Here is a 20,345-nt window from a genome sequence, read left to right on the forward strand (position 1 = left end):
CGAAGGCTGGGGGATGAACTGCGCGACCAGCCCCCACCGGCCCGCAGCGTGATCTCAGCTCAACCCGCAGTCATCACGACAACGGCGGGTACGCGTTGGCCATCAGCTGCTGGAACTCCGCCGAGAACCAGTGCCCGGACAGCGGCGCGTTCGGCAGGGCGCCGGACATGTTGTTGCCGTTGCGGGCGTTGCCCGTGTACGTCGGGTCGCACATCTGGTCGAAGCCCTTGCCCTCGTCGTTCGGGATGGCGCTGCTGGAGCCGTCGGACTCGCCCGGCGGCTTCATCCAGACGTAGGCGTCGATCCCGGCGGCCGGACTGGCCTGCGGGCGCTCGCCGAGGCCGGCTCCGGCCTGGTTGCACCAGTTGCCGACGTGGATCCGGCGGTCGTAGCGGCCGCCGTCGACGTACGTGTCCACGCTGGTCGTCGCGCCGGGGCCGGTCGGGCGCGCGCTGCCGCCCCAGCCGTTGCGGGAGGTGTCGATCAGCATGCCGATGCCGGAGTTGAAGCCGACCGAGACCAGCTCGGTGCGGAAGGCCTGGGCGAAGGACAGCTCGTCGACGTAGCGGTTCCAGTCGACCCACTTGGACTGGCGGACGGAGGTGCCGTTCACCGTGTCGTTGATGGTGAAGTTGTTCTCCTTCAGGGCGCTGTAGTTGGCCGTGTTGGTGATGAAGCCCTGGACGTCGTCGACGGTCGCGCCCTCGGCGGTGGCGGCCTGGTGGAGGACCTGGGCGGAGGGGGCGAAGTTGTCGTCCCAGCCGAGCCAGCCGTGGTGGCCGGCGTCCAGGTAGTTGTAGACGTTGGGGATGGCGCCGAGTTTGGCCAGGGCGTAACCGACGCCCTTCACGTAGTTGCCGTTGGCCAGCATGGTGTTGCAGTTGGCGGTGGCGGTGGCGCGGCTGCCGGTGTTGGTGACCAGGTTGGGCAGCGAGTCGAGCTCGATGGTGGTGACGATCCGCAGCGAGGCGTACTTGCTGTCGGAGAGGATCGCCGCGATCGGGTCGATGAACTGCGTCTTGTACTTGTCGATCTCCGTCGGGCCGATCTCGCCGTTGGAGGCGAGGGCCGAGCAGTCGCGCCCGGGCAGGTCGTAGACGACCAGCTGGACGACTTCCTCGCCGCTGCCCTTCTGGGCGAGCGCCGCGTCGAGGTGGGCGCGCAGGCCCATGCTGGTGCCGGTGCCGTTGATCGCGGCGATGCGGTCGAGCCAGACGCCGGTGGGCTGGTTGGAGACGCGGGTGCCGCCCGGTTCGGCGGCGGCCTTCGCGGACCACTCCGGGTTCACGTACACCTTGGCGCCGGAGTACGGGTTGTCGACCCGGGTACCGCCGCCCCCGCCTCCGCCGCCTCCACCACCGCTGCTGCCGTCGACGTTGCAGGCGACGCCGTCGAGGGTGAAGGAGGTCGGGATCGCGTCGGTGCCGGTGTACGTCCCGTTGAACCCGAAGCTGACCGAACCGCCGGTCGCCAGCGTCCCGTTGTAGGTCTCGTTGTTGGCGGTGACGGCGGCGCCGCTCTGGGTCAGCTTGGTGTTCCAGTAGCTGGTCACCTGCTGGTTCCCGGCGTACGACCACTTCACCGACCAACTCGACTTCGCCGCCGAGTTGTTGGTGACGGTGACAGCGGCGGTGAAGCCGGCGCCCCAGTCGTTCTGGATCTTGTAGTCGACGGTGCAGGGGATCGCGGAGACCGCCGCCTCGGAGGAGGGGGTCACGGCGACCGCCGGACCCGAGACCCCGGCGACGAGCGCCAGGGCGGCGAACACCGCTGTTCTGGTACGACTCATGAGTGCGGGTTCCTTCTTGTTCGGTGGACGTGCTTCTTCGGTGGACGTGCTTCTTCGGTGGTCGGGCTTACGGGTTGACGGCCCGGAGGTGGTCGCGCAGTCCGACGCCATACGCCGTGGGCGTGCCGGTGTAGTCGGAGATCAGGGACGGGCCGGAGGAGCAGTCCCAGGTGTTCCAGGTCCAGCCCAGGTAGGAGAGGCCGCGGTCGTCGAACCACTTCATGACCTGGTCGACGAAGGCGTGCGAGCAGGTGTTCTCGCCGATCTCCCCGGCCACCAGGGGAACCCGGGCCGCGACCGGGGCGAGGGTGGAGTTCCAGCAGCTCTCACCGGCGCAGGCGTTGAAGTTGTAGCCGTGGTAGGCGGCGACGAGATTGCCGGCCGGGTCGGTGGGCCTGTACGTCAGCCACTGGCTGAGGTCGTTGGAGTACGCGAGCCCGCCGATCATGATGACGTTCCTGGCGCCGGCGCCCCGGATGCGGTCCACCAGGTCCTGCATCCCGGCGACCTCGTAGCCGATCCCCGGGCAGCTGCCGCCGTCCCGCCAGCATTGCCAGGCCTGGGTGGCCGTCGAGGTCGCCCGGTCCGGGTAGGGCTCGTTGAACAGGTCGAAGACGGCCGCCTGGTCGTCCTTGAAGTTGCCGGCCACCGAGGACCAGAAGGACGGGGCGTACTGCGCGTCCGGCATCGGCTTCTGGCAGGTGGCGTGCACGTCGGAGCAGCCGGCCGAGTTGCCGGTGTACTGGCCGTAGGACCAGTGGAGTTCGAGGATCGGCGTGAGGCCGTACGACTCGACGCGCGCCACCAGTTCCTTCACGGCGCTGATGTAGTTGGCGCCCGCGTACTCGGGTTTGACGTCGGACAGGCCGAGCCAGCACTCCTCGTTGAGCGGGATGCGGACGGCGTCGGCCTTCCAGTCGGCGATCGCCTTGACGGCCGCGTCGTCCACCGGGCCGTCCCAGATGCCGTAGCCCTGCACGCACATGAACTCGCCGCCGGATCGGTTCACGCCGAGGAGCCGGTGGGCCTTGCCGTCGGCGTCCACGAGCTCGTTGCCGGAGACGTGCAGGGCCGGTGCCGTCCCGTCGGTGGGCGGCTCGGTCGGTGTCGGAGTGGACGTGGGCTGTGAATCGAGGTTGCACGTCGTGCCGTTGAGCCTGAACGCCGTCGGCACGGTGTTGCTCCCCGACCAGGAGCCGAGGAACCCGGCGCTCACGGCGGCGCCGGTGGCCAGGGAACCGTTCCAGCTCTCGTTGGCGGCGGTGACCGTCGTGCCGGACTGGGCCCACTTGGCGCTCCAGCCCTGGGTGACCTTCTGGCCGTTCGCGAAGTCGAAGGTCAGCCTCCAACCGCTCACGGCGGCCATGTTGTTGGTGATGGTCACGGAGCCCTGGAACCCGGTGTCCCACTGGCTGGTGACCGCGTACTCGACCGTGCACACGGGTGTGGCGCCGGACGCCGACACCACCGGCACCAGTGCGGCCCCGACGAGGGCGACCGCACCGGTGACGGCTAAAAGAACTGAACGCGGGGGGTGTCGCATGAGCGACTCCTTGCAGCTCGGGCGCGTCGTGACGGACGCGTCGACTGAACGGAATCGCTCCCACTGGTGCGAAGGAAGGTAGCGCCGAGTGCAGGCGAAGAACAGGGGAGTTGCTTGACTTTTCCGCAGTGGGTCCGTCGAATCTTTTCGACTCTTCAACGGCCTTGACCGCGCCATGCCACGTCTCCACTATGGGAGCGCTCCCACTGGTTCAAGCCTTGACTTCTCCCCGAGCCGCAAGCGCAAGGAGGAACCAGCACATGCAGCCCGGATATGCCATGCACCACGGGCGGAGGCGCAGAGCCGTACGGCGGTTGTGGACCGCCGTCGTCGCCGTCCTCGCGCTGCCCCTGTCGATGCTCGCCACCGGCACGTCCCCCGCCCAGGCGGCGACCGTCCAGTGCAGCGTGGACTACAAGACGAACGACTGGGGCACCGGCTTCACCGCCGACCTCACCCTCACCAACCGCGGCACCGACGCGATCAACGGCTGGACCCTGACCTACGCGTACACCGGCAACCAGAGGCTGGTCAGCGGCTGGAACGGCACCTGGTCCCAGTCCGGGACCGCGGTCACCGTGCAGAACGCGCCGTACAACGGCACGATCGCGGCCGGCGCGGCGGTCTCGACCGGCGCCCAGTTCTCGTACACGGGCAGCAACGCGGCCCCGACGGGCTTCGCGGTCAACGGCACGACCTGTGCCGGTGCGCACCAGCCGCCCATCGCCGTGCTGACCAGCCCGAGCGCGGGCGCCGTCTACACCCAGGGCGACGCGATCCCGCTGGCGGCGACCGCGGCGGCGGCCGACGGCGCGACGGTCGGCAAGGTGGAGTTCTACGACGACACCACCCTGCTGGGCACCGACACGTCGTCGCCGTACTCGCTCTCGGTCTCCAGCTTGACCGTGGGCAGTCATTCGCTGGTGGCGAAGGCGTACGACAGCCTGGGCGCGTCCGCGTCCTCGACGCCGGTCGGCATCACGGTCTCCTCGGGCCCCGCGGTCGTGGCCTCGCCGACCCAGCTGGGCATCCAGCAGGGCGCGACGGGCACGTTCGGGGTGAGCCTGTCGAAGCAGCCGAGCGCCGACGTGACGGTGGCCGTGGCCCGCACGGCCGGCAACACCGGCCTGTCGGTGAGCGCCGGATCGTCGCTCACGTTCACGCCGTCCAACTGGAGCACCGCGCAGAACGTGACGGTGGCCGCGGACTCCGCCGGCACCGGCACCGCGACCTTCACGGCCTCGGCGACCGGCTACACCGGCGCCACGGTCACCGTGACCGAGCTGGCCGCGTCGAACGCGTACGACGCGCGCTTCCTGGACCTCTACGGGAAGATCACCAACCCGGCGAACGGCTACTTCTCCCCCGAGGGCATCCCTTACCACTCGGTCGAGACGCTGATCGTCGAGGCCCCGGACCAGGGCCACGAGACCACCTCCGAGGCGTACAGCTACCTTCTCTGGCTGCAGGCCATGTACGGCAAGGTCAGCGGTGACTGGTCCAAGTTCAACGGCGCGTGGGCACTCATGGAGAAGTACATGATCCCGGCCCACGCCGACCAGCCGGCCAACTCCTTCTACAACGCGTCCAAGCCGGCCACGTACGCACCGGAGCAGGACACGCCGAACGAGTACCCGGCGAAGCTGGACACGTCGGTGTCGGTGGGCACGGACCCGATCGCCGGCGAACTGAAGTCCGCGTACGGCACGGACGACGTGTACGGCATGCACTGGCTGGAGGACGTCGACAACGTCTACGGCTACGGCGACACTCCGGGTGGTTCCTGCGAGGCCGGCCCGACGGCCGGCGGACCCTCCTACATCAACACCTTCCAGCGCGGTCCGCAGGAGTCGGTGTGGGAGACGGTGCCGCAGCCGACCTGCGACGCCTTCAAGTACGGCGGCAAGAACGGGTACCTGGACCTCTTCACCGGTGACTCGTCCTACGCCAAGCAGTGGAAGTACACGGACGCCCCGGACGCCGACGCGCGTGCGGTGCAGGCCGCGTACTGGGCGGACGTGTGGGCGAAGGAGCAGGGCAAGGGCGCCGACGTCTCCGCCACCGTGGGCAAGGCGGCGAAGATGGGCGACTACCTGCGCTACGCGATGTACGACAAGTACTTCAAGAAGATCGGCAACTGTGTGGGCCCGACGACCTGCGCGGCCGGCACCGGCAAGGACGCCTCGGACTATCTGCTCTCCTGGTACTACGCCTGGGGCGGGTCGACCGACAGCAGTGCCGGATGGGCGTGGCGGATCGGTTCCAGCCACGTGCACGGCGGCTACCAGAACCCGCTGGCCGCCTACGCGTTGAGCTCGTACGCCGACCTGAAGCCCAAGTCGGCCACGGGAGCGTCGGACTGGGGCACGTCCCTGACCCGGCAGCTGGAGTTCTACCGCTGGCTGCAGTCGTCCGAGGGTGCCATCGCGGGCGGCGCGACCAACAGCTGGCAGGGGCGGTACGCGAGTCCGCCGTCCGGTACGTCGACGTTCTACGGCATGTACTACGACTGGGAGCCGGTGTACCACGACCCGCCGTCCAACCAGTGGTTCGGCTTCCAGGCCTGGTCGATGGAGCGGGTCGCCGAGTACTACCAGCAGACCGGGAACGCCGCGGCGAAGACGATCCTCGACAAGTGGGTGGCGTGGGCGCTGTCCAAGACCACGATCAACCCGGACGGCACGTATCGGATCCCGTCGACACTCCAGTGGTCGGGGCAGCCCGACACCTGGAACGCGTCGAGTCCCGGCTCGAACAGCGGACTTCACGTCACGGTCTCCGACTACACGAACGACGTGGGCGTGGCGGCCGCGTACGCGAAGACGTTGACGTACTACGCCGCCAAGTCCGGTGACACGACGGCGAAGTCCACCGCCAAGGCGCTGCTGGACGGCATGTGGAACAACTACCGGGACAGCCTGGGGATCGCGGTGCCGGAGACGCGGGCCGACTACAACCGCTTCGACGACAGCGTGTATGTCCCGAGCGGGTGGAGCGGGACGATGCCGAACGGTGACGCGATCAACTCGTCGTCGACGTTCGCCTCGCTGCGGTCCTTCTACCAGGACGATCCCGCGTGGTCGAAGATCCAGAGCTATCTGGCGGGCGGGGCCGCGCCCGTGTTCACGTATCACCGGTTCTGGGCTCAGGCGGACATCGCGCTGGCCATGGGGTCGTACGCGGAGCTTCTCGAGTAGTTCCGGTGATGGAAGTGGTCGGCTGCGGGTTCGTCGTGGCCGGTCGCGCAGTTCCTCCCCCAACCTTCGGCCGGGGGTACCCCCAGCGCCCCTAAGGGGCGCTGCAGCCGGGCCGTCCTCACCCGCACTGGGGACGGCCCGGCAACTCTCACACCGTCGAGAAAGTGCTTACTCCCCTTCCCTGCTCCCGGAAGGGACCCCGTGCGAAGAACCCGCGTCCTCACCGCCGTACTCGCCCTCCACGCCGGCTTGCTCGCCGGCACCCCGCCCGCGCTCGCCGCCCACGAAACCACGGACGTCACGCTCGCCGCCGACAGCTGCACCTCGCACAACGCCCGGATCGACGGCGGCGGGTTCGTCCCCGGGATCGTCTTCAACCGGTCCGAGAAGAACCTCGCCTACGCCCGTACCGACATCGGCGGTGCCTACCGCTGGTCGGAGTCGACGAAGACCTGGACGCCGTTGCTGGACTCGGTCGGCTGGGACGAGTGGGGGCACGCGGGTGTCGTCAGCCTGGCCTCCGACTCCGTGGACCCGGACAAGGTGTACGCGGCCGTCGGGACGTACACCAACAGCCGGGACCCGACGAACGGCGCGGTGCTGCGGTCCTCGGACCGGGGCGCGAGCTGGTAACAGAACGACCTGCCCTTCAAGCTGGGCGGCACGGCCGGGTGTACGTCTCGACGCACGGCCGGGGCGTGATCTACGGCGACACGTCCGACACCGGCGGAGGCGGGGCGGATGGAAGCGGCCGCTGATCCGGTCGGTGTGGGCGCGCAGCTCCGGCGGCAGGGCGGCGCGGACCTTGAGCTGGGCGGCGGCCAGGACCGGGCGAGACCGAGCGCGGCGGCGGGGCCGGGGGCACCGGCCAGGAAGAGGGCCTCGGCAGGGTGACCAACTGGACGATGGACTTCAGCAGGCCGCCGGTTTCCTGAACGCCCGTACGGCGAAACGGGGGTCGGGGCGGCGGCGGTCCTGGTCGGGCAGGGCCGCCAGCCGCTCGGCGAACTCCTCGACGCGGTGGTCGTCGGGCGGGAGCATCGTGAACCAGCCGCGTCGCAGGTCGACGAGGGTGGAGCGGGGGCTGCGGCCCTGGCCGACGCCGGTGAAGGCGGCCCGTCCGGCGGGCAGCAGGCCGCTCGCCCGGGCGTATGCGCTCACGTCCGCGGAGGCGTCCGAGGCCGGGCGGCGGGGGCGGGCGGCGAGTACGGCGTCGATGTCGCTGCCGACGTCGTGCGCCGCGGCCTTGTCGACGGTGGTGACGTACACCCCGCCGGGCCGCAGCACCCGCGCGCACTCGGCGACGATCGCTCGGACCTCGGTGGCGTCCGCTATCAGGTGGAGCAGCCAGACGGTCGTGACGGCATCGAACGTACCGTCCGCGAAGGGGAGTTGACAGCTGTCGGCGAGCAGGACCGAGCCCGGCAGCCGGGTCGCGGCCAGCCGCGCCATGCCAGGTGCGCGGTCCGCGCCGGTGACCTGGAGCGCCGGGCGGGCGGCGGCGAGCCGGCGGGTGACGATGCCGGTGCCGCAGGCGAGGTCCAGGAGACGGCCGGGGCGGCCGGTGCCGTCGCGGCGGTCGCTGCGGTCGGGGCCTTCAGCGCTGCCGGTGATGTCGGCGCTGTCGGGGATCAGGCCGAGGACGGCGTCGGCGGCCGCCTCGGCGCGGGCCTCGCCGCCGCGGGTCGCGTCATAGACCCCGGCTTCCTTGTCGTAGTCGATCACATGGCTCAGTGTGCGCCGTGGCCTGGGGCGATGTCCTCCACCCTGTGGGCGAGTTCGAAGTCCTTGGCGGTGACGGCACCGCCCACGCTGTGGGTGTTCACCGTCAGGGTGACGGTGTTGTAGCCGAGGGTGAGGTCGGAGTGGTGGTCCAGTTCGTCCTGGATGTGGGCGATGTGCACGACCAGGGCGACGGCGGCGAAGTGCGAGTCGAGCCGGTAGGCGCGGGCGAGCCGGTCGCCGTCCAGCGACCAGCCGGGCAGCTCGGCCAGCCGGTCCTCGATCTCCTTCTGCGACAGCGGTGCGACGGCCATGGTGCGGCTTCCTTCCCGGGGACCTGCGAGTGGCGTGGGCGTACGTGCGTTCAGCCTGCCATGGACGGGCCTTCCGGCCGGCCGTCTCGGTCGCGTGTCCGGTCCTCGGCTACGGTCGTCGGCATGACCCTCGCCGCGTCCGGCCCCGCCGCATCCCCGACCGCCCCCGACGGCCAGGGTGTCGGCCCGCTGCTGCGCGCGTGGCGGGAGCGGCGGCGGGTGAGCCAGCTGGAGCTGGCACTGCGTGCCGACTCCTCGGCCCGGCACATCAGCTTCGTCGAGACGGGCCGGTCGCGGCCGAGCGAGGAGATGGTGCTGCGCCTGGCCGAGCACCTGGACGTGCCGGTACGGGAGCGCAACGCGCTGCTGCTGGCGGCCGGTTACGCCCCGCACTACCCGGAGACCCCGCTGGACGACCCGGCGCTGGACGCTCCCCCATCGCGACGGCATGGAGCGGCTGATCCAGGGCTACGAGCCGTATCCGGCGCTGGTCGTGGACGCCACGTACACGGTGGTCGCCGCCAACCGGGGCATCGCCATGCTCCTGGAGGGCGTCCCGGAGTCGCTGCTCGCGCCCGCCCCGAACGCCATGCGGCTGACCCTGCACCCGGAGGGGCTGGCGCCGCGCATCCGCAACCTGCGCGAGTGGCGCGGGCACCTGCTGGAGCAGATGGAACGGCGGATCGCGTTGCACCGCTCCGAAGCCCTGCGGGAGTTGTACGAGGAGGTCGCCGCCTATGCGGTTCCGGCGCGGGAGGACGCCGGCCGCCTCCAGTCCGCCGAACCCGCCGAACCCGTGGCGTACTTCGCGCTGCCGATGCGGATCGAGCACGCGGGGCGGGAACTGGCGTTCGTGTCGTCGATCTCGACGTTCAACACGCCGATGGACGTGACGGTCGCCGAGCTGGCCATCGAGACGTTCCTGCCCGCCGACCCCGCCACCGCCAAGTATCTGCACTCGTTGGTAAGTTGACAGAAGTAGTTCCCTCGACCAGGTGTGCGAGGCGGCATCGCGTGACACACTGCTCCCCGTACTTGGGCACGTAGGGGAGGCGTGGCGTGAGTGAGCGGCGTGCTGCGCCCACAGTGGGGCAGGTCGTGCTCGGCAAGCGGCTGCAGGAGCTGCGCGAGGCGGCAGGCCTCGGCCGGGACGAGGCGGCGCGGGTGCTGCGGGTGGCCCAGGCGACCGTACGGCGGATGGAGATGGCCGAGGTCGCGTTGAAGATCCCGTACATCCAGGTGCTGCTGGAGACGTACGGGGTGCCCGAGGAGGAGCAGGCCGCGTTCGTGCGGCTGGCCGAGGAGGCCAACCAGCCGGGCTGGTGGCAGCGGTTCCACGACGTGCTGCCGGACTGGTTCAGCCTGTACGTGAGCCTGGAGGGCGCCGCCCGGGTCATCCGCTCCTACGAACCGCACTTCTTCCCGGGCCTGTTGCAGACCGAGGCGTACGCCCGTGCCGTGATGGAGGCCGGGACGATAGGCCACGGCGACCCCGCGGCCGTGGAGCGGCATGTGGCGCTGCGCATGACCCGGCAGCGGCTGCTGGAGCAGGCCGATCCGCCCCACCTGTGGGTGATCATGGACGAGACCGTGCTGCGGCGCCCGGTGAGCATCCACTGCGAGGTGATGCGCGACCAGGTCGACAAGCTCCTCGCCTACATCGAACGGGACCGGATAACCCTCCAGCTGGCCGAGTTCGCGAGCGGCCCGCACCCGGGGACGTACGCGCCGTTCACGCTGTTCCGGTTCGCCGAGCCAGAGCTGCCCGACATGGTCTTCACCGAGTACCTGACCGGCGCCCTGTACCTGGACTCCCGCGACGAGGTCGGGGCGCACCTGGAGGTCCTGGACCACATGACGGCCCGGGCGGCCTCGGCACAGCGGACCGAGGACCTGCTGCGGGAGTACCGCGACAAACTCTGATCTCGCGACAGAATCCGACGCGACCCCGATCGCGCGACGAACTCCGATCCGAGGAGCACAGACTGTGACCGCACCCGAGCCCGCTCCGACCTCGATCGACACGAGCCGGCCGCATCCGGCGCGGGTGTACGACTGGTGGCTGGGCGGCAAGGACAACTACCCGGTGGACGAGGAGCTGGCCCGGCGGATCCTCGCCGTGGACGGCACCGTGCTGCGCGGGGCGCGCGCCAACCGCCGGTTCATGCAGCGGGCCGTGCGCACGGTCGCCGAGTCCGGCACCCGCCAGTTCCTGGACATCGGCACGGGCATTCCGACCGAGCCGAACCTGCACCAGGTGGCGCAGGGCGTGGCGGCGGAGTCGAAGGTGGTGTACGCGGACAACGACCCGATCGTGCTGCGCCACGCGGAGGCGCTGCTGCGGGGCACGGAGGAGGGCAGCACCGCGTACGTGCACGCCGACGTCCGGGACGTCGACACCCTGCTGGCCCGTGCCGCCGAGACCCTGGACTTCAAGGAGCCCGTCTCGCTGTCGCTGGTGGCGCTGACCCACTACCTCGACGAGGATCCGGACGGCGACGACGTCTACGGCCTGCTGCGCAGGTACGTCGAGGCGCTCGCCCCGGGCAGCCATCTGATCCTCTCCCAGGTCACCCCGGACCTCAGCCCGGAGGCGATCGAGCAGGCGGCCGCGAACTTCCGGCGCAGCGGGACGCCCTTCCACCCGCGCTCACTGCCCGCCTTCTACCGCTTCTTCGACGGCCTGGAGCTGCTCGGCCCCGGGGTGATCCCGGTCTCCGGCTGGCGCCCGGACCCGGAGGACGTGGCCATCCAGGCGGAGGGCATCGTGCCGGTGTACGGCGGGGTCGCCCGCAAGGTCTGACCCGTCCGGGTGCCCTGAACAGGTGCGTTCCCGTGCCCGCCCCTAGCGTCGAAGCAAAGGGTGAGCAAGGGAGCGGACGTGACCGACACGCGGACACCACCGAAGGAGCCGGGCGCGGCGCTGCTGAGCGCCGCCCGGTTCTTCCGGCCCGGTACGCCCGCGCCCGATCTGCACAGCGTGGCACCGACCGGCGGCCGGGAGCCGGACGCCTTCCACCGGGACCGCTGGAGCCACGAGGAGACGGACTACCCGTCGGTCGGCCCCGACCGCCCCGAGTACGGGCCCCGCGGCTGCCCGCGCGGTGCCGCGTTCTCCTGGTACACGTACTCGCCCACCCGGGTGCGGTATCCGTACGTCCGGGGCGTGCTCCTGGAGATGTACCGGGAGGCGAAGCGGCGGCTCCCGGACCCGGTGCTGGCCTGGGCGGCCCTCCAGAACGACCCCGGGCGCCGCCGCCGTTACCAGCAGGCACGCGGCAAGGGAGGCCTGGTGCGGGCCAGTTGGGACGAGGCGCTGGAGATCGTCGCCGCGGCGCAGGTGCACACCATCAAGACGTACGGCCCGGACCGCATCGCCGGCTTCTCCCCCGTCCCCGCGATGTCGATGGTGTCGCACGCGGCCGGCGCCCGTTACCACTCGCTGATCGGCGCCCCGATGCTGTCGTTCTACGACTGGTACGCGGACCTGCCGGTGGCCTCGCCGCAGGTCTTCGGCGACCAGACGGACGTGCCGGAGTCGGGCGACTGGTGGGACGCGGCCTATCTCATGATGTGCGGCTCGAACGTCCCGGTGAGCCGTACCCCGGACGCGCACGGGATGGCGGAGGCCCGCTACCGCGGCCAGAAGGTCGTGGCCGTCTCCCCCGACTACGCGGACAACGCGAAGTTCGCCGACGAGTGGCTGCATCCGCACCCCGGCACCGACGGCGCGCTGGCCCTCGCGATGGGCCACGTGATCCTCAAGGAGTTCTTCGTCGACCGCGAGACCCCGTTCTTCGCGGACTACGTGAAGAAGTTCACCGACCTGCCGTTCCTGGTGACGCTCACCGAGCGGGACGGCGCGTACGTGCCGGACAAGTTCCTGCGCGCCACCGACCTCGGCCGGCGGGGCGAGGGTGCCGAGTGGAAGACGGTCGTCCTGGACGCCGCCTCCGGCCGCGCGGTCGTCCCGAACGGCTCCCTCGGCTTCCGCTGGACGGACACCGGGAAGGGCCGCTGGAACCTCGAACTCGACGCGATCGAACCACAGTTGACCCTGTACGGCAGTGAGGTGGCGGCCGGTGTCGAGGTGCTGCTCCCGCGCTTCGACACGGACGGCGGTGAGCACGGCCGGGGCAGCGGGGACGTCCTGCGGCGCGGGGTGCCGGCGACCCGCCTCGGCGGCGCGCACGGCCCGCTGGTGACGACCGTCTACGACCTCCTGCTCGCCCAGTACGGCGTGTGGCGGCACGGACTGCCGGGCCGCTGGCCCACCCACTACGAGGACGCCGGCGCCCCGGCCACCCCCGCCTGGCAGGAGCGGCACACCTCGGTCCCGGCCGCCAAGTGCATCAAGATCGCAAGGGAGTTCGCACGGACCGCCGAGCGCTCCAAGGGCCGCTGCATGATCCTGATGGGCGCCGGCACCAACCACTGGTTCCACTCCGAGACCATCTACCGCGCCTTCCTGGCCCTGCTCCAGCTCACCGGCTGCCAGGGCCGCAACGGCGGCGGCTGGGCGCACTACGTGGGCCAGGAGAAGTGCCGCCCGGTCACCGGCTGGGCCTGCCTGGCCTCGGCGAGCGACTGGTCCCGGCCGCCGCGCCAGATGATCGGCACCGCCTACTGGTTCCTCAACACCGACCAGTGGCGCTACGACCGGTTCGGCGCCGACGTCCTGGCCTCACCGCTCGGGGAGGGCAGGTTCGCCGGAATGACCGGTGCCGACTGCCTCGCGCTGTCGGCCCGCTCGGGCTGGATGCCGTCCTACCCGACCTTCGACCGCAACCCGCTGGAACTCGGCGAGGCGTCCGGCGACCCGGTCGCCGAGGCGGTGGCCGAACTCAAGGCGGGGACCCTGAAGTTCGCGTGCGAGGACCCCGACGCCCCGGCGAACTGGCCGCGTGTCCTGACCCTGTGGCGGGCCAGCCTCCTCGGCTCGTCGGCGCAGGACGCCGGGTACTTCACCAAGCACCTCCTCGGCACGCACTCCTCCCTGCGCGCCGAGGAGGCGTCCCCGGGCCGGCGCCCCCGGGACGTGACCTGGCGGGACGAGGCGCCCGAGGGCAAGCTCGACCTCCTGCTCTCGCTGGACTTCCGGCAGACCCCCTCCACCCTGCTGTCGGACGTCGTCCTGCCCGCCGCCACCCGGTACGAGAAGCACGACCTGTCGTCGACCGACATGGATCCGTACGTGCACTCCTTCATCCCGGCCGTGGACCCGCCCTGGCAGGCGCGCACCGACTTCGACACCTTCAAGGCGCTCGCGGAGCGGCTGAGCGAGCTGGCCGTGCGCCATCTCGGGGTGCGCAGGGACCTGGTGGCCGCGCCGCTGCAGCACGACACGCCCGGCGAGACGGCCCAGCCCGGCGGGGTGGTGCGGGACTGGAAGCACGGGGAGTGCGAGCCCGTGCCCGGCGAGACCATGCCGAACCTGAGCGTGGTGGAGCGGGACTACACCGCGATCGGCGGCAAGTTCGCGGCGCTCGGACCGCTGGTGGAGGAACTGGGACTGCCCGCCAAGGGGATCGTCCTCAGGCCGGATCAAGAGGTCGCGCGACTGCGGGAGTCGCACGGGGTCGGCTTTGAGGGCCGTCCCTCGCTCGACACGGCGGTGAAGGCCGCCGACGCCGTCCTGGCGCTCTCCGGCACCACCAACGGCCGCCTCGCCACCCAGGGTTTCCGCACCCTGGAGCAGCGCACCGGCCAGCAGATGGCCCACCTGGCCGCCGAGCACGAGGGCAGGCGGGTCACGTACGCCGACACGCAGGCCGCGCCGGTCCCGGCGATCACCTCGCCGGAGTGGTCGGGCAGCGAGTCCGGCGGCCGCAGGTACACGGCTTTCACCCTCAACACCGAGCACCTCAAGCCCTGGCACACGCTCACCGGCCGCCAGCACTTCTTCCTCGACCACGACTGGATGCACGAGCTCGGCGAGGCGCTGCCCGTCTACCGGCCGCCGCTGGACCTGAACAGGCTGTCCGGCGAACCGCGGCTCGGCCCGGACGGACAGCGCGAGGTGACGGTCCGCTACCTGACCCCGCACGGCAAGTGGTCGATCCACTCCGAGTACCAGGACGACCTGTTCATGCTCGCGCTCGCCCGGGGCGGCCAGAACATCTGGGTGTCCCCGCAGGACGCGGACGCGATCGGGGTCGGGGACAACGACTGGGTGGAGGCGGTGAACCGCAACGGTGTGGTGGTGGCGCGGGCGGTCGTCTCGCACCGGATGCCGGCCGGCACGGTCTACGTGCACCACGCCCGGGAGCGCACGGTGGCGGTCCCGAAGACGGAGACCACCGGCATGCGCGGCGGCATCCACAACTCGCTCACCCGGCTGATCCTCAAGCCCTCGCACCTGATCGGCGGCTACGCCCAGCTGTCCTGGGCCTTCAACTACCTGGGCCCGACGGGCAACCAGCGCGACGAGGTGGCGGTCCTCAGGCGCCGCGCCCAGGAGGTCGAGTACTGATGCGCCCGATGGCCCAGATCGCGATGGTCATGAACCTCGACAAGTGCATCGGCTGTCACACCTGTTCGGTCACCTGCAAGCAGGCGTGGACCAACCGGCGGGGCATGGAGTACGTCTGGTTCAACAACGTCGAGACCCGGCCGGGACAGGGCTATCCGCGCCGCTACGAGGATCAGGAGAGGTGGCGCGGCGGCTGGGAGCTGAACCGGCGCGGCGCGCTCAGGCTCAAGGCGGGCGGCCGGCTGCACAAGCTCGCCGGGATCTTCGCCGACCCCGGACTCCCGGAGATCAAGGACTACTACGAGCCCTGGACGGACGAGTACCGGAACCCGACCGACGCCCCGCTCGGCGACGACTACCCGGTGGCCCGCCCGGTCTCCCTGCTCGACGCCAAGCCCATGAAGATCGAGTCGTCCTCGAACTGGGACGACGACCTGGCCGGCGCCCCCGCCCACGGCGACCTGGACCCGATGGTCGAGCGAGCCCGTCGGCACGCCTCGGACAAGGTGAGGTTCGAGTTCGAGCAGACCTTCATGTTCTACCTCCCCCGGATCTGCGAGCACTGCCTCAACCCGTCCTGCGTGGCCTCCTGTCCGTCCGGGGCGATGTACAAGCGGACCGAGGACGGCATCGTCCTTGTCGACCAGGACCGGTGCCGGGGCTGGCGGATGTGCGTGACCGGCTGCCCGTACAAGAAGGTCTACTTCAACCACGCCACCGGCAAGGCCGAGAAGTGCACGCTGTGCCACCCGCGGCTCGAGGTCGGCCTGCCGACGGTCTGCTCGGAGACCTGCGTGGGCCGGCTGCGCTACCTCGGGGTGATCCTCTACGACGCCGACAAGGTGACGGCGGCGGCCCGGACGAAGGACGAGAAGGCGCTGTACGAGGCCCAGTTGGGCGTCTTCCTCGACCCGGAGGACCCGGCCGTGCGGCGGGCCTGCGCGGCGGCGGGCATCCCGGACGACTGGACGGAGGCGGCCCGCCGCTCCCCGGTCCACGCGCTGATCAGCAGGTACCGGGTGGCGCTGCCCCTGCACCCGGAGTACCGGACGCTGCCCATGGTCTGGTACATCCCACCGCTGTCCCCCGTCGTGGACGCGCTCTCCGAGACCGGCCACGACGGCGAGGACGCCGACAACCTGTTCGCCGCGATCGACACCCTGCGCATCCCCCTCGCCTACCTGGCCGAGCTGTTCACCGCGGGCGACCCCGCCCCGGTCCGCAGCTGCCTGGAGAAACTCGCGGCGATGCGCTCCCACATGCGTGCGCTCAACCTGGACGAGGAGCCGGACCCGGCGATCGCCTCGGCCGTCGGCATGCGGCCGGACGAGATCGAGGCCATGTACCGGCTGCTGGCGATCGCCAAGTACGAGGACCGGTACGTGATCCCTCCGGCGGCCGTGGGCGACGCCCGCCGCCTGGAGGAGTCCACGCTGCCCGACGGCTGCAGCCTCGACTTCGACGGCGGCCCCGGCATGGGCGGCGACGGCCCCTTCGGCCAGGACTCGGGGCGGAAACTGCTCCCCGTGGTGTCGGTGCAGAACTTCCATGGTCTGCGCAGACGGCAGACCGCCGACACTCCCGACGAGGCGAAGGAGGACTGATGCCCTCGGACGCGGTGTTCTACCAGGCGGCGGCACTCTGTCTCACCTACCCGGACGACGACTTCGTCGCCCGGCTGCCGCTGCTGCGCGAAGCCGCCCCGCAACTGCGGGAGTTCACCGACCACGCGACGGTGACCCCACCGCAGGAGCTGGCCGCGCACTACGTACAGGTCTTCGACTTCAAGAACCGGCACAGCCTCTATCTCAGCTGGTGGCGGGACGGCGACACCCGCCGCCGCGGCATGTCCCTGGTCCGGTTCCAGGACATCTACAAGGCGTACGGCATGGAGTTCACCGGCGAGGAGCTGCCGGACTTCCTGCCCGCCGTCCTGGAGTTCACGGCCCGCACCGGCAACACCGAGCTGCTCACCGAGCATCGCGACTGCCTGGCACAACTCCGGTGCCGGCTCACCGACTTCGGGACCCCGTACGCGTCCGTCCTGGACGCGGTCTGCGCCGCCCTGCCGGCCGCGAGCACAGGGGTGCGCCCATGACCATGCCCCTGTGGGGAGCCCTGCCCTACATCGCCTGCGCCCTCCTGGTCGCCGGCCTGGTCTGGCGCTACCGCTACGACAAGTACGGCTGGACCAGCCGCTCCTCCCGGGTCCACGAGTCGAGGCTCCTGGACATCGCCTCCCCCGTCTTCCACTACGGCATCCTGTTCGTCCTGGCGGGACACCTCGCCGGCCTGTTCGTCCCGGCGTCCTGGACGCGGTCGCTGGGCGTCAGCGACCACACGTACCACCTGTTCTCCCTGTACGGCGGCACACTCGCGGGCGTCCTCACGGTGGCCGGCCTGGCCCTCCTCCACCGGCGCCGCACCCGGGCCCCGGTCCTGCGCGCCACGACGACGAACGACAAGACCATGTACCTGGTCCTGCTCGCCGCGATCGCGCTGGGCATGACCGCGAAGCTGAGCCACACCTCCGGCGACGGCTACGACTACCGCGGCACGATCGCCCCCTGGGCCCGGAGCCTCTTCATCCTCCAGCCGAAGACAGCCCTGATGGCGGACGTCCCGGTCCTCTACCGGATCCACGCGGTCATCGGCATGATCCTCATCGCCCTGGTCCCCTACACCCGCCTGGTCCACATGTTCAGCGCCCCGGTGCAGTACCTGTTCCGCCCGTACCTGGTCTACCGGTCGAGGGATCCGAGGCGGTTGGGTCCCCGCCCGGAACGCCGGGGCCGGGAGACCACAAAGAGCTAGGTCTCCTTCCGCCGCGACGGCGCTCAGCCACGACGGCGGAACCCGGCGGTGCCTCACCCAGCCGCACCCCGATCCCTCTCGTCGTCCACGATCTCGGCGTCCACCACTCCCTCCTCCTCGCCTCCGGGCGCCCGCTGTTCCTCGGCCGAACCGCCGGAGGCACTGGCATACATGGCCTGCCCCATCTGCTGGCTCACGCTCGCCAGTTTCTCCACCCCCTGCCGCAGCTCGCCGGTGTCGGCGTCCCGCTCCAGGAGTGCCTTCAGCTCGGTGATCGCCGCCTCCACGTCGGACTTCGTGGCGCCCGGCACCCGCTCCTCGTTCTCCCGGAGGAACTTCTCGGTCTGGTAGACGAGTTGTTCGGCCTGGTTCCGGGTCTCCGCGGACTCGCGGCGTTTGCGGTCCTCCTCGGCGTACTGCTCGGCCTCCCGCATCATGCGGTCGATGTCGTCCTTGGGGAGGGCGGAGCCGCCGGTCACGGTCATCTTCTGCTCACGGCCGGTCGCCAGGTCCTTCGCCGAGACGTGCATGATCCCGTTCGCGTCGATGTCGAAGGCCACCTCGATCTGGGGCACCCCGCGCGGTGCCGGCGGCAGGCCGGTGAGGTCGAAGACGCCCAGCTTCTTGTTGTAGGCGGCGATCTCACGCTCGCCCTGGTAGACCTGGATGCCCACCGAGGGCTGGTTGTCGGCCGCGGTCGTGAAGATCTCCGAACGCCGGGTCGGGATCGTGGTGTTGCGCTCGATCAGCTTGGTCATGATGCCGCCCTTGGTCTCGATGCCCAGGGACAGCGGGGTGACGTCGAGCAGCAGCACGTCCTTGACGTCACCGCGGAGGACACCCGCCTGGAGGGCGGCGCCGACCGCGACCACCTCGTCCGGGTTGACGCCCTTGTGCGGGTCCTTGCCGGTGAGTTCACGGACCAGATCGGTGACGGCCGGCATCCGGGTCGAGCCGCCGACCAGGATGACGTGGTCGATCGCCGACACCTGCACACCCGCGTCCTTGACGGCCTGATGGAAGGGTTTCTTGCAACGGTCCAGCAAGTCGGCCGTGAGTTCCTGGAACTGAGCGCGTGTCAGCTTCTCCTCCAGATGCAGCGGCCCCTCCGCGGAGGCGGTGACGTACGGCAGGTTGATGGACGTCTCCGTCGACGACGACAGCTCGATCTTCGCCTTCTCGGCGCCCTCGCGCAGCCGCTGCACGGCCATCTTGTCGTTGCTCAGGTCGATGCCGTACTGCCCCTTGAACCGCTTCACGAGATGCTCGACGATCCGCTGGTCCCAGTCGTCGCCGCCCAGATGCGTGTCGCCGTTGGTGGCCTTGACCTCGATCACCCCGTCGCCGATCTCGAGGAGCGACACGTCGAAGGTGCCGCCGCCGAGGTCGAAGACGAGGACGGTCTGCTCCTCACCCCGGTCGAGGCCGTAGGCGAGCGCGGCGGCCGTCGGCTCGTTGATGATCCGCAGCACCTTCAGGCCGGCGATCTCCCCGGCCTCCTTGGTGGCCTGCCGCTGGGCGTCGTCGAAGTACGCGGGTACGGTGATCACCGCGTCGGTGACGTCCTCGCCGAGGTAGGCCTCGGTGTCGCGCTTGAGCTTCTGCAGCACCCGCGCGGAGAGCTCCTGGGCCCGGAACCGGGTGCCGTCGACGCTCCCGCTCTCCGGGAACCGCCAGGCCGCGTCGCCCATGTGCCGCTTGACCGAGCGCGCGGTGCGGTCCACGTTGGTCACCGCCTGACGCTTGGCGACCTCGCCGACCAGCACATCGCCGTTCTTCGCGAAGGCCACGACCGACGGGGTGGTGCGCGCCCCCTCGGCATTGGCGACGACGGTGGGCTCACCGCCCTCCAGCAGGGCCACCACCGAGTTCGTCGTACCGAGGTCGATACCGACCGCACGTGCCATGTCCGTCCCCTTTCCGCCCGGGCGCTTCCCCGACTCCAGCACAAAACTTGAGCGAGCCGTTGTCAATGCCGGGTACCCCGTAAACGACGATGCCGCGCCCCCGGAAGAAGGGGGCGCGGCATCGCGGCGGGTACGGCGGTCAGGCGAGCTTCGCGTCCAGGGTGATCGTGGTGCCGGTCAGGGCCTGGCTGACCGGGCAGTTCTTCTTGGCGTCCTCGGCGGCGGCGACGAAGCCCTCCGCGTCCAGGCCGGGGACGGTGCCCTCGACGGTCAGGTGGATGCCGGTGATGCCGGTGCCCGGCTGGAAGGTGACGTCGGCGTTGGTGACCAGCTTGGTGGGCGGGGTGCCGGCCCCGGTCAGGGCGTGCGAGAGCGCCATGGAGAAGCAGCTGGAGTGGGCGGCCGCGATCAGCTCCTCGGGGCTGGTCTTGCCGTTCGCCTCCTGGGAGCGCGAGGCCCACGTGACGGGCTGCTCGCCGATACCGGAGGAGTCGAAGGTGATGACACCGTTGCCCTCGGTGAGGCTGCCTTCCCAGACGGTGTGTGCGGTGCGCGTGGTAGCCACGGTTGTTCCTTTCGGCGATGAA

At 70.5% G+C, this 20,345-nt stretch carries 13 protein-coding genes and 3 pseudogenes; 9 read left to right on the forward strand and 7 right to left on the reverse strand.

Annotated elements, in window-relative coordinates:
* Window positions 1-73: 73 nt before the first annotated feature.
* Both ACFY0P_RS23090 and ACFY0P_RS23095 read right to left on the reverse strand, forming a co-directional pair.
* A complete protein-coding gene (locus ACFY0P_RS23090; RefSeq protein WP_388916081.1) occupies window positions 74-1,789 on the reverse strand; it encodes a glycoside hydrolase family 6 protein in 1,716 nt (571 codons plus the stop codon).
* 67 nt (window positions 1,790-1,856) lie between these two features.
* The gene (locus ACFY0P_RS23095) at window positions 1,857-3,332 is read right to left on the reverse strand and encodes a cellulose binding domain-containing protein (protein ID WP_388916084.1); all 1,476 of its coding nucleotides are present in this window, start codon (window positions 3,330-3,332) and stop codon (window positions 1,857-1,859) included.
* 278 nt (window positions 3,333-3,610) lie between these two features.
* Here ACFY0P_RS23095 and ACFY0P_RS23100 point away from each other — a divergent pair, with 278 nt between their 5' ends.
* Together ACFY0P_RS23100 and ACFY0P_RS23105 are read left to right on the forward strand one after the other, a co-directional pair.
* A complete protein-coding gene (locus ACFY0P_RS23100; RefSeq protein ID WP_388916392.1) occupies window positions 3,611-6,529 on the forward strand; it encodes a glycoside hydrolase family 48 protein in 2,919 nt (972 codons plus the stop codon).
* A gap of 201 nt (window positions 6,530-6,730) precedes the next feature.
* Window positions 6,731-7,159: pseudogene (locus tag ACFY0P_RS23105) on the forward strand (xyloglucanase); the annotation flags it as partial.
* Between the two features lie 111 nt (window positions 7,160-7,270).
* On the opposite strand, the pseudogene ACFY0P_RS23110 reads toward ACFY0P_RS23105, so the two are convergent.
* From ACFY0P_RS23110 to ACFY0P_RS23120, 3 genes and pseudogenes are all read right to left on the reverse strand, one after another.
* Window positions 7,271-7,416 (reverse strand): annotated as a pseudogene (locus ACFY0P_RS23110) (transcriptional regulator); the annotation flags it as partial.
* A 25-nt stretch (window positions 7,417-7,441) separates the two neighbouring features.
* Window positions 7,442-8,254: a class I SAM-dependent methyltransferase gene (locus ACFY0P_RS23115; protein ID WP_388916087.1), complete on the reverse strand. Its 813-nt coding sequence runs from the start codon at window positions 8,252-8,254 to the stop codon at window positions 7,442-7,444.
* Between the two features lie 5 nt (window positions 8,255-8,259).
* Window positions 8,260-8,565 carry a 4a-hydroxytetrahydrobiopterin dehydratase gene (locus tag ACFY0P_RS23120; RefSeq protein WP_388916090.1) on the reverse strand — a complete coding sequence of 102 codons (306 nt, stop codon included), beginning with the start codon at window positions 8,563-8,565 and terminating at the stop codon, window positions 8,260-8,262.
* Window positions 8,566-8,688: 123 nt separating this feature from the next.
* On the opposite strand from ACFY0P_RS23120, the pseudogene ACFY0P_RS23125 reads away from it, so the two are divergent.
* The 7 genes and pseudogenes from ACFY0P_RS23125 to narI all read left to right on the forward strand — a co-directional run bounded on the left by ACFY0P_RS23125 (window position 8,689) and on the right by narI (window position 17,851).
* Window positions 8,689-9,538 (forward strand): annotated as a pseudogene (locus ACFY0P_RS23125) (helix-turn-helix domain-containing protein).
* An 86-nt stretch (window positions 9,539-9,624) separates the two neighbouring features.
* Window positions 9,625-10,488: a helix-turn-helix domain-containing protein gene (locus ACFY0P_RS23130; protein ID WP_388916092.1), complete on the forward strand. Its 864-nt coding sequence runs from the start codon at window positions 9,625-9,627 to the stop codon at window positions 10,486-10,488.
* A gap of 64 nt (window positions 10,489-10,552) precedes the next feature.
* The gene (locus ACFY0P_RS23135) at window positions 10,553-11,368 is read left to right on the forward strand and encodes an SAM-dependent methyltransferase (protein ID WP_388916095.1); all 816 of its coding nucleotides are present in this window, start codon (window positions 10,553-10,555) and stop codon (window positions 11,366-11,368) included.
* Between the two features lie 78 nt (window positions 11,369-11,446).
* Entirely contained in the window at window positions 11,447-15,037 is a 3,591-nt protein-coding gene (locus ACFY0P_RS23140) for a nitrate reductase subunit alpha (protein WP_388916098.1), read from the forward strand.
* Complete coding sequence (gene narH, locus ACFY0P_RS23145) at window positions 15,037-16,641, forward strand: nitrate reductase subunit beta (protein ID WP_388916101.1); 1,605 nt, start codon at window positions 15,037-15,039, stop codon at window positions 16,639-16,641. The genes ACFY0P_RS23140 and narH overlap by 1 nt, the downstream gene beginning before the upstream one ends.
* A complete protein-coding gene (gene narJ / locus ACFY0P_RS23150) occupies window positions 16,641-17,135 on the forward strand; it encodes a nitrate reductase molybdenum cofactor assembly chaperone (protein WP_388916104.1) in 495 nt (164 codons plus the stop codon). Before narH ends, narJ begins: the two co-directional genes overlap by 1 nt.
* Complete coding sequence (narI, locus tag ACFY0P_RS23155; RefSeq protein WP_388916106.1) at window positions 17,132-17,851, forward strand: respiratory nitrate reductase subunit gamma; 720 nt, start codon at window positions 17,132-17,134, stop codon at window positions 17,849-17,851. Before narJ ends, narI begins: the two co-directional genes overlap by 4 nt.
* 53 nt (window positions 17,852-17,904) lie before the next feature.
* On the opposite strand, the gene dnaK is transcribed toward narI, so the two are convergent.
* Together dnaK and ACFY0P_RS23165 are read right to left on the reverse strand one after the other, a co-directional pair.
* Complete coding sequence (gene dnaK / locus ACFY0P_RS23160) at window positions 17,905-19,758, reverse strand: molecular chaperone DnaK (RefSeq protein WP_388916109.1); 1,854 nt, start codon at window positions 19,756-19,758, stop codon at window positions 17,905-17,907.
* 139 nt (window positions 19,759-19,897) lie between these two features.
* A complete protein-coding gene (locus ACFY0P_RS23165; protein ID WP_388916112.1) occupies window positions 19,898-20,323 on the reverse strand; it encodes an OsmC family protein in 426 nt (141 codons plus the stop codon).
* Window positions 20,324-20,345 lie beyond the last annotated feature (22 nt).

Origin of the sequence: Streptomyces sp. NPDC001714, assembly GCF_042892755.1 — a bacterium.
In the GTDB taxonomy this organism is placed as follows: domain Bacteria; phylum Actinomycetota; class Actinomycetes; order Streptomycetales; family Streptomycetaceae; genus Streptomyces.

Coding starts and splice junctions, on each gene's coding strand:
- ACFY0P_RS23090 (WP_388916081.1), bottom strand. CDS start 1,789: ATGAGTCGTACCAGAACAGCGGTGTTCGCCGCCCTGGCGCTCGTCGCC.
- ACFY0P_RS23095 (WP_388916084.1), bottom strand. CDS start 3,332: ATGCGACACCCCCCGCGTTCAGTTCTTTTAGCCGTCACCGGTGCGGTC.
- ACFY0P_RS23100 (WP_388916392.1), top strand. CDS start 3,611: ATGCACCACGGGCGGAGGCGCAGAGCCGTACGGCGGTTGTGGACCGCC.
- ACFY0P_RS23120 (WP_388916090.1), bottom strand. CDS start 8,565: ATGGCCGTCGCACCGCTGTCGCAGAAGGAGATCGAGGACCGGCTGGCC.
- narH (WP_388916101.1), top strand. CDS start 15,037: ATGCGCCCGATGGCCCAGATCGCGATGGTCATGAACCTCGACAAGTGC.
- narJ (WP_388916104.1), top strand. CDS start 16,641: ATGCCCTCGGACGCGGTGTTCTACCAGGCGGCGGCACTCTGTCTCACC.
- narI (WP_388916106.1), top strand. CDS start 17,132: ATGACCATGCCCCTGTGGGGAGCCCTGCCCTACATCGCCTGCGCCCTC.
- dnaK (WP_388916109.1), bottom strand. CDS start 19,758: ATGGCACGTGCGGTCGGTATCGACCTCGGTACGACGAACTCGGTGGTG.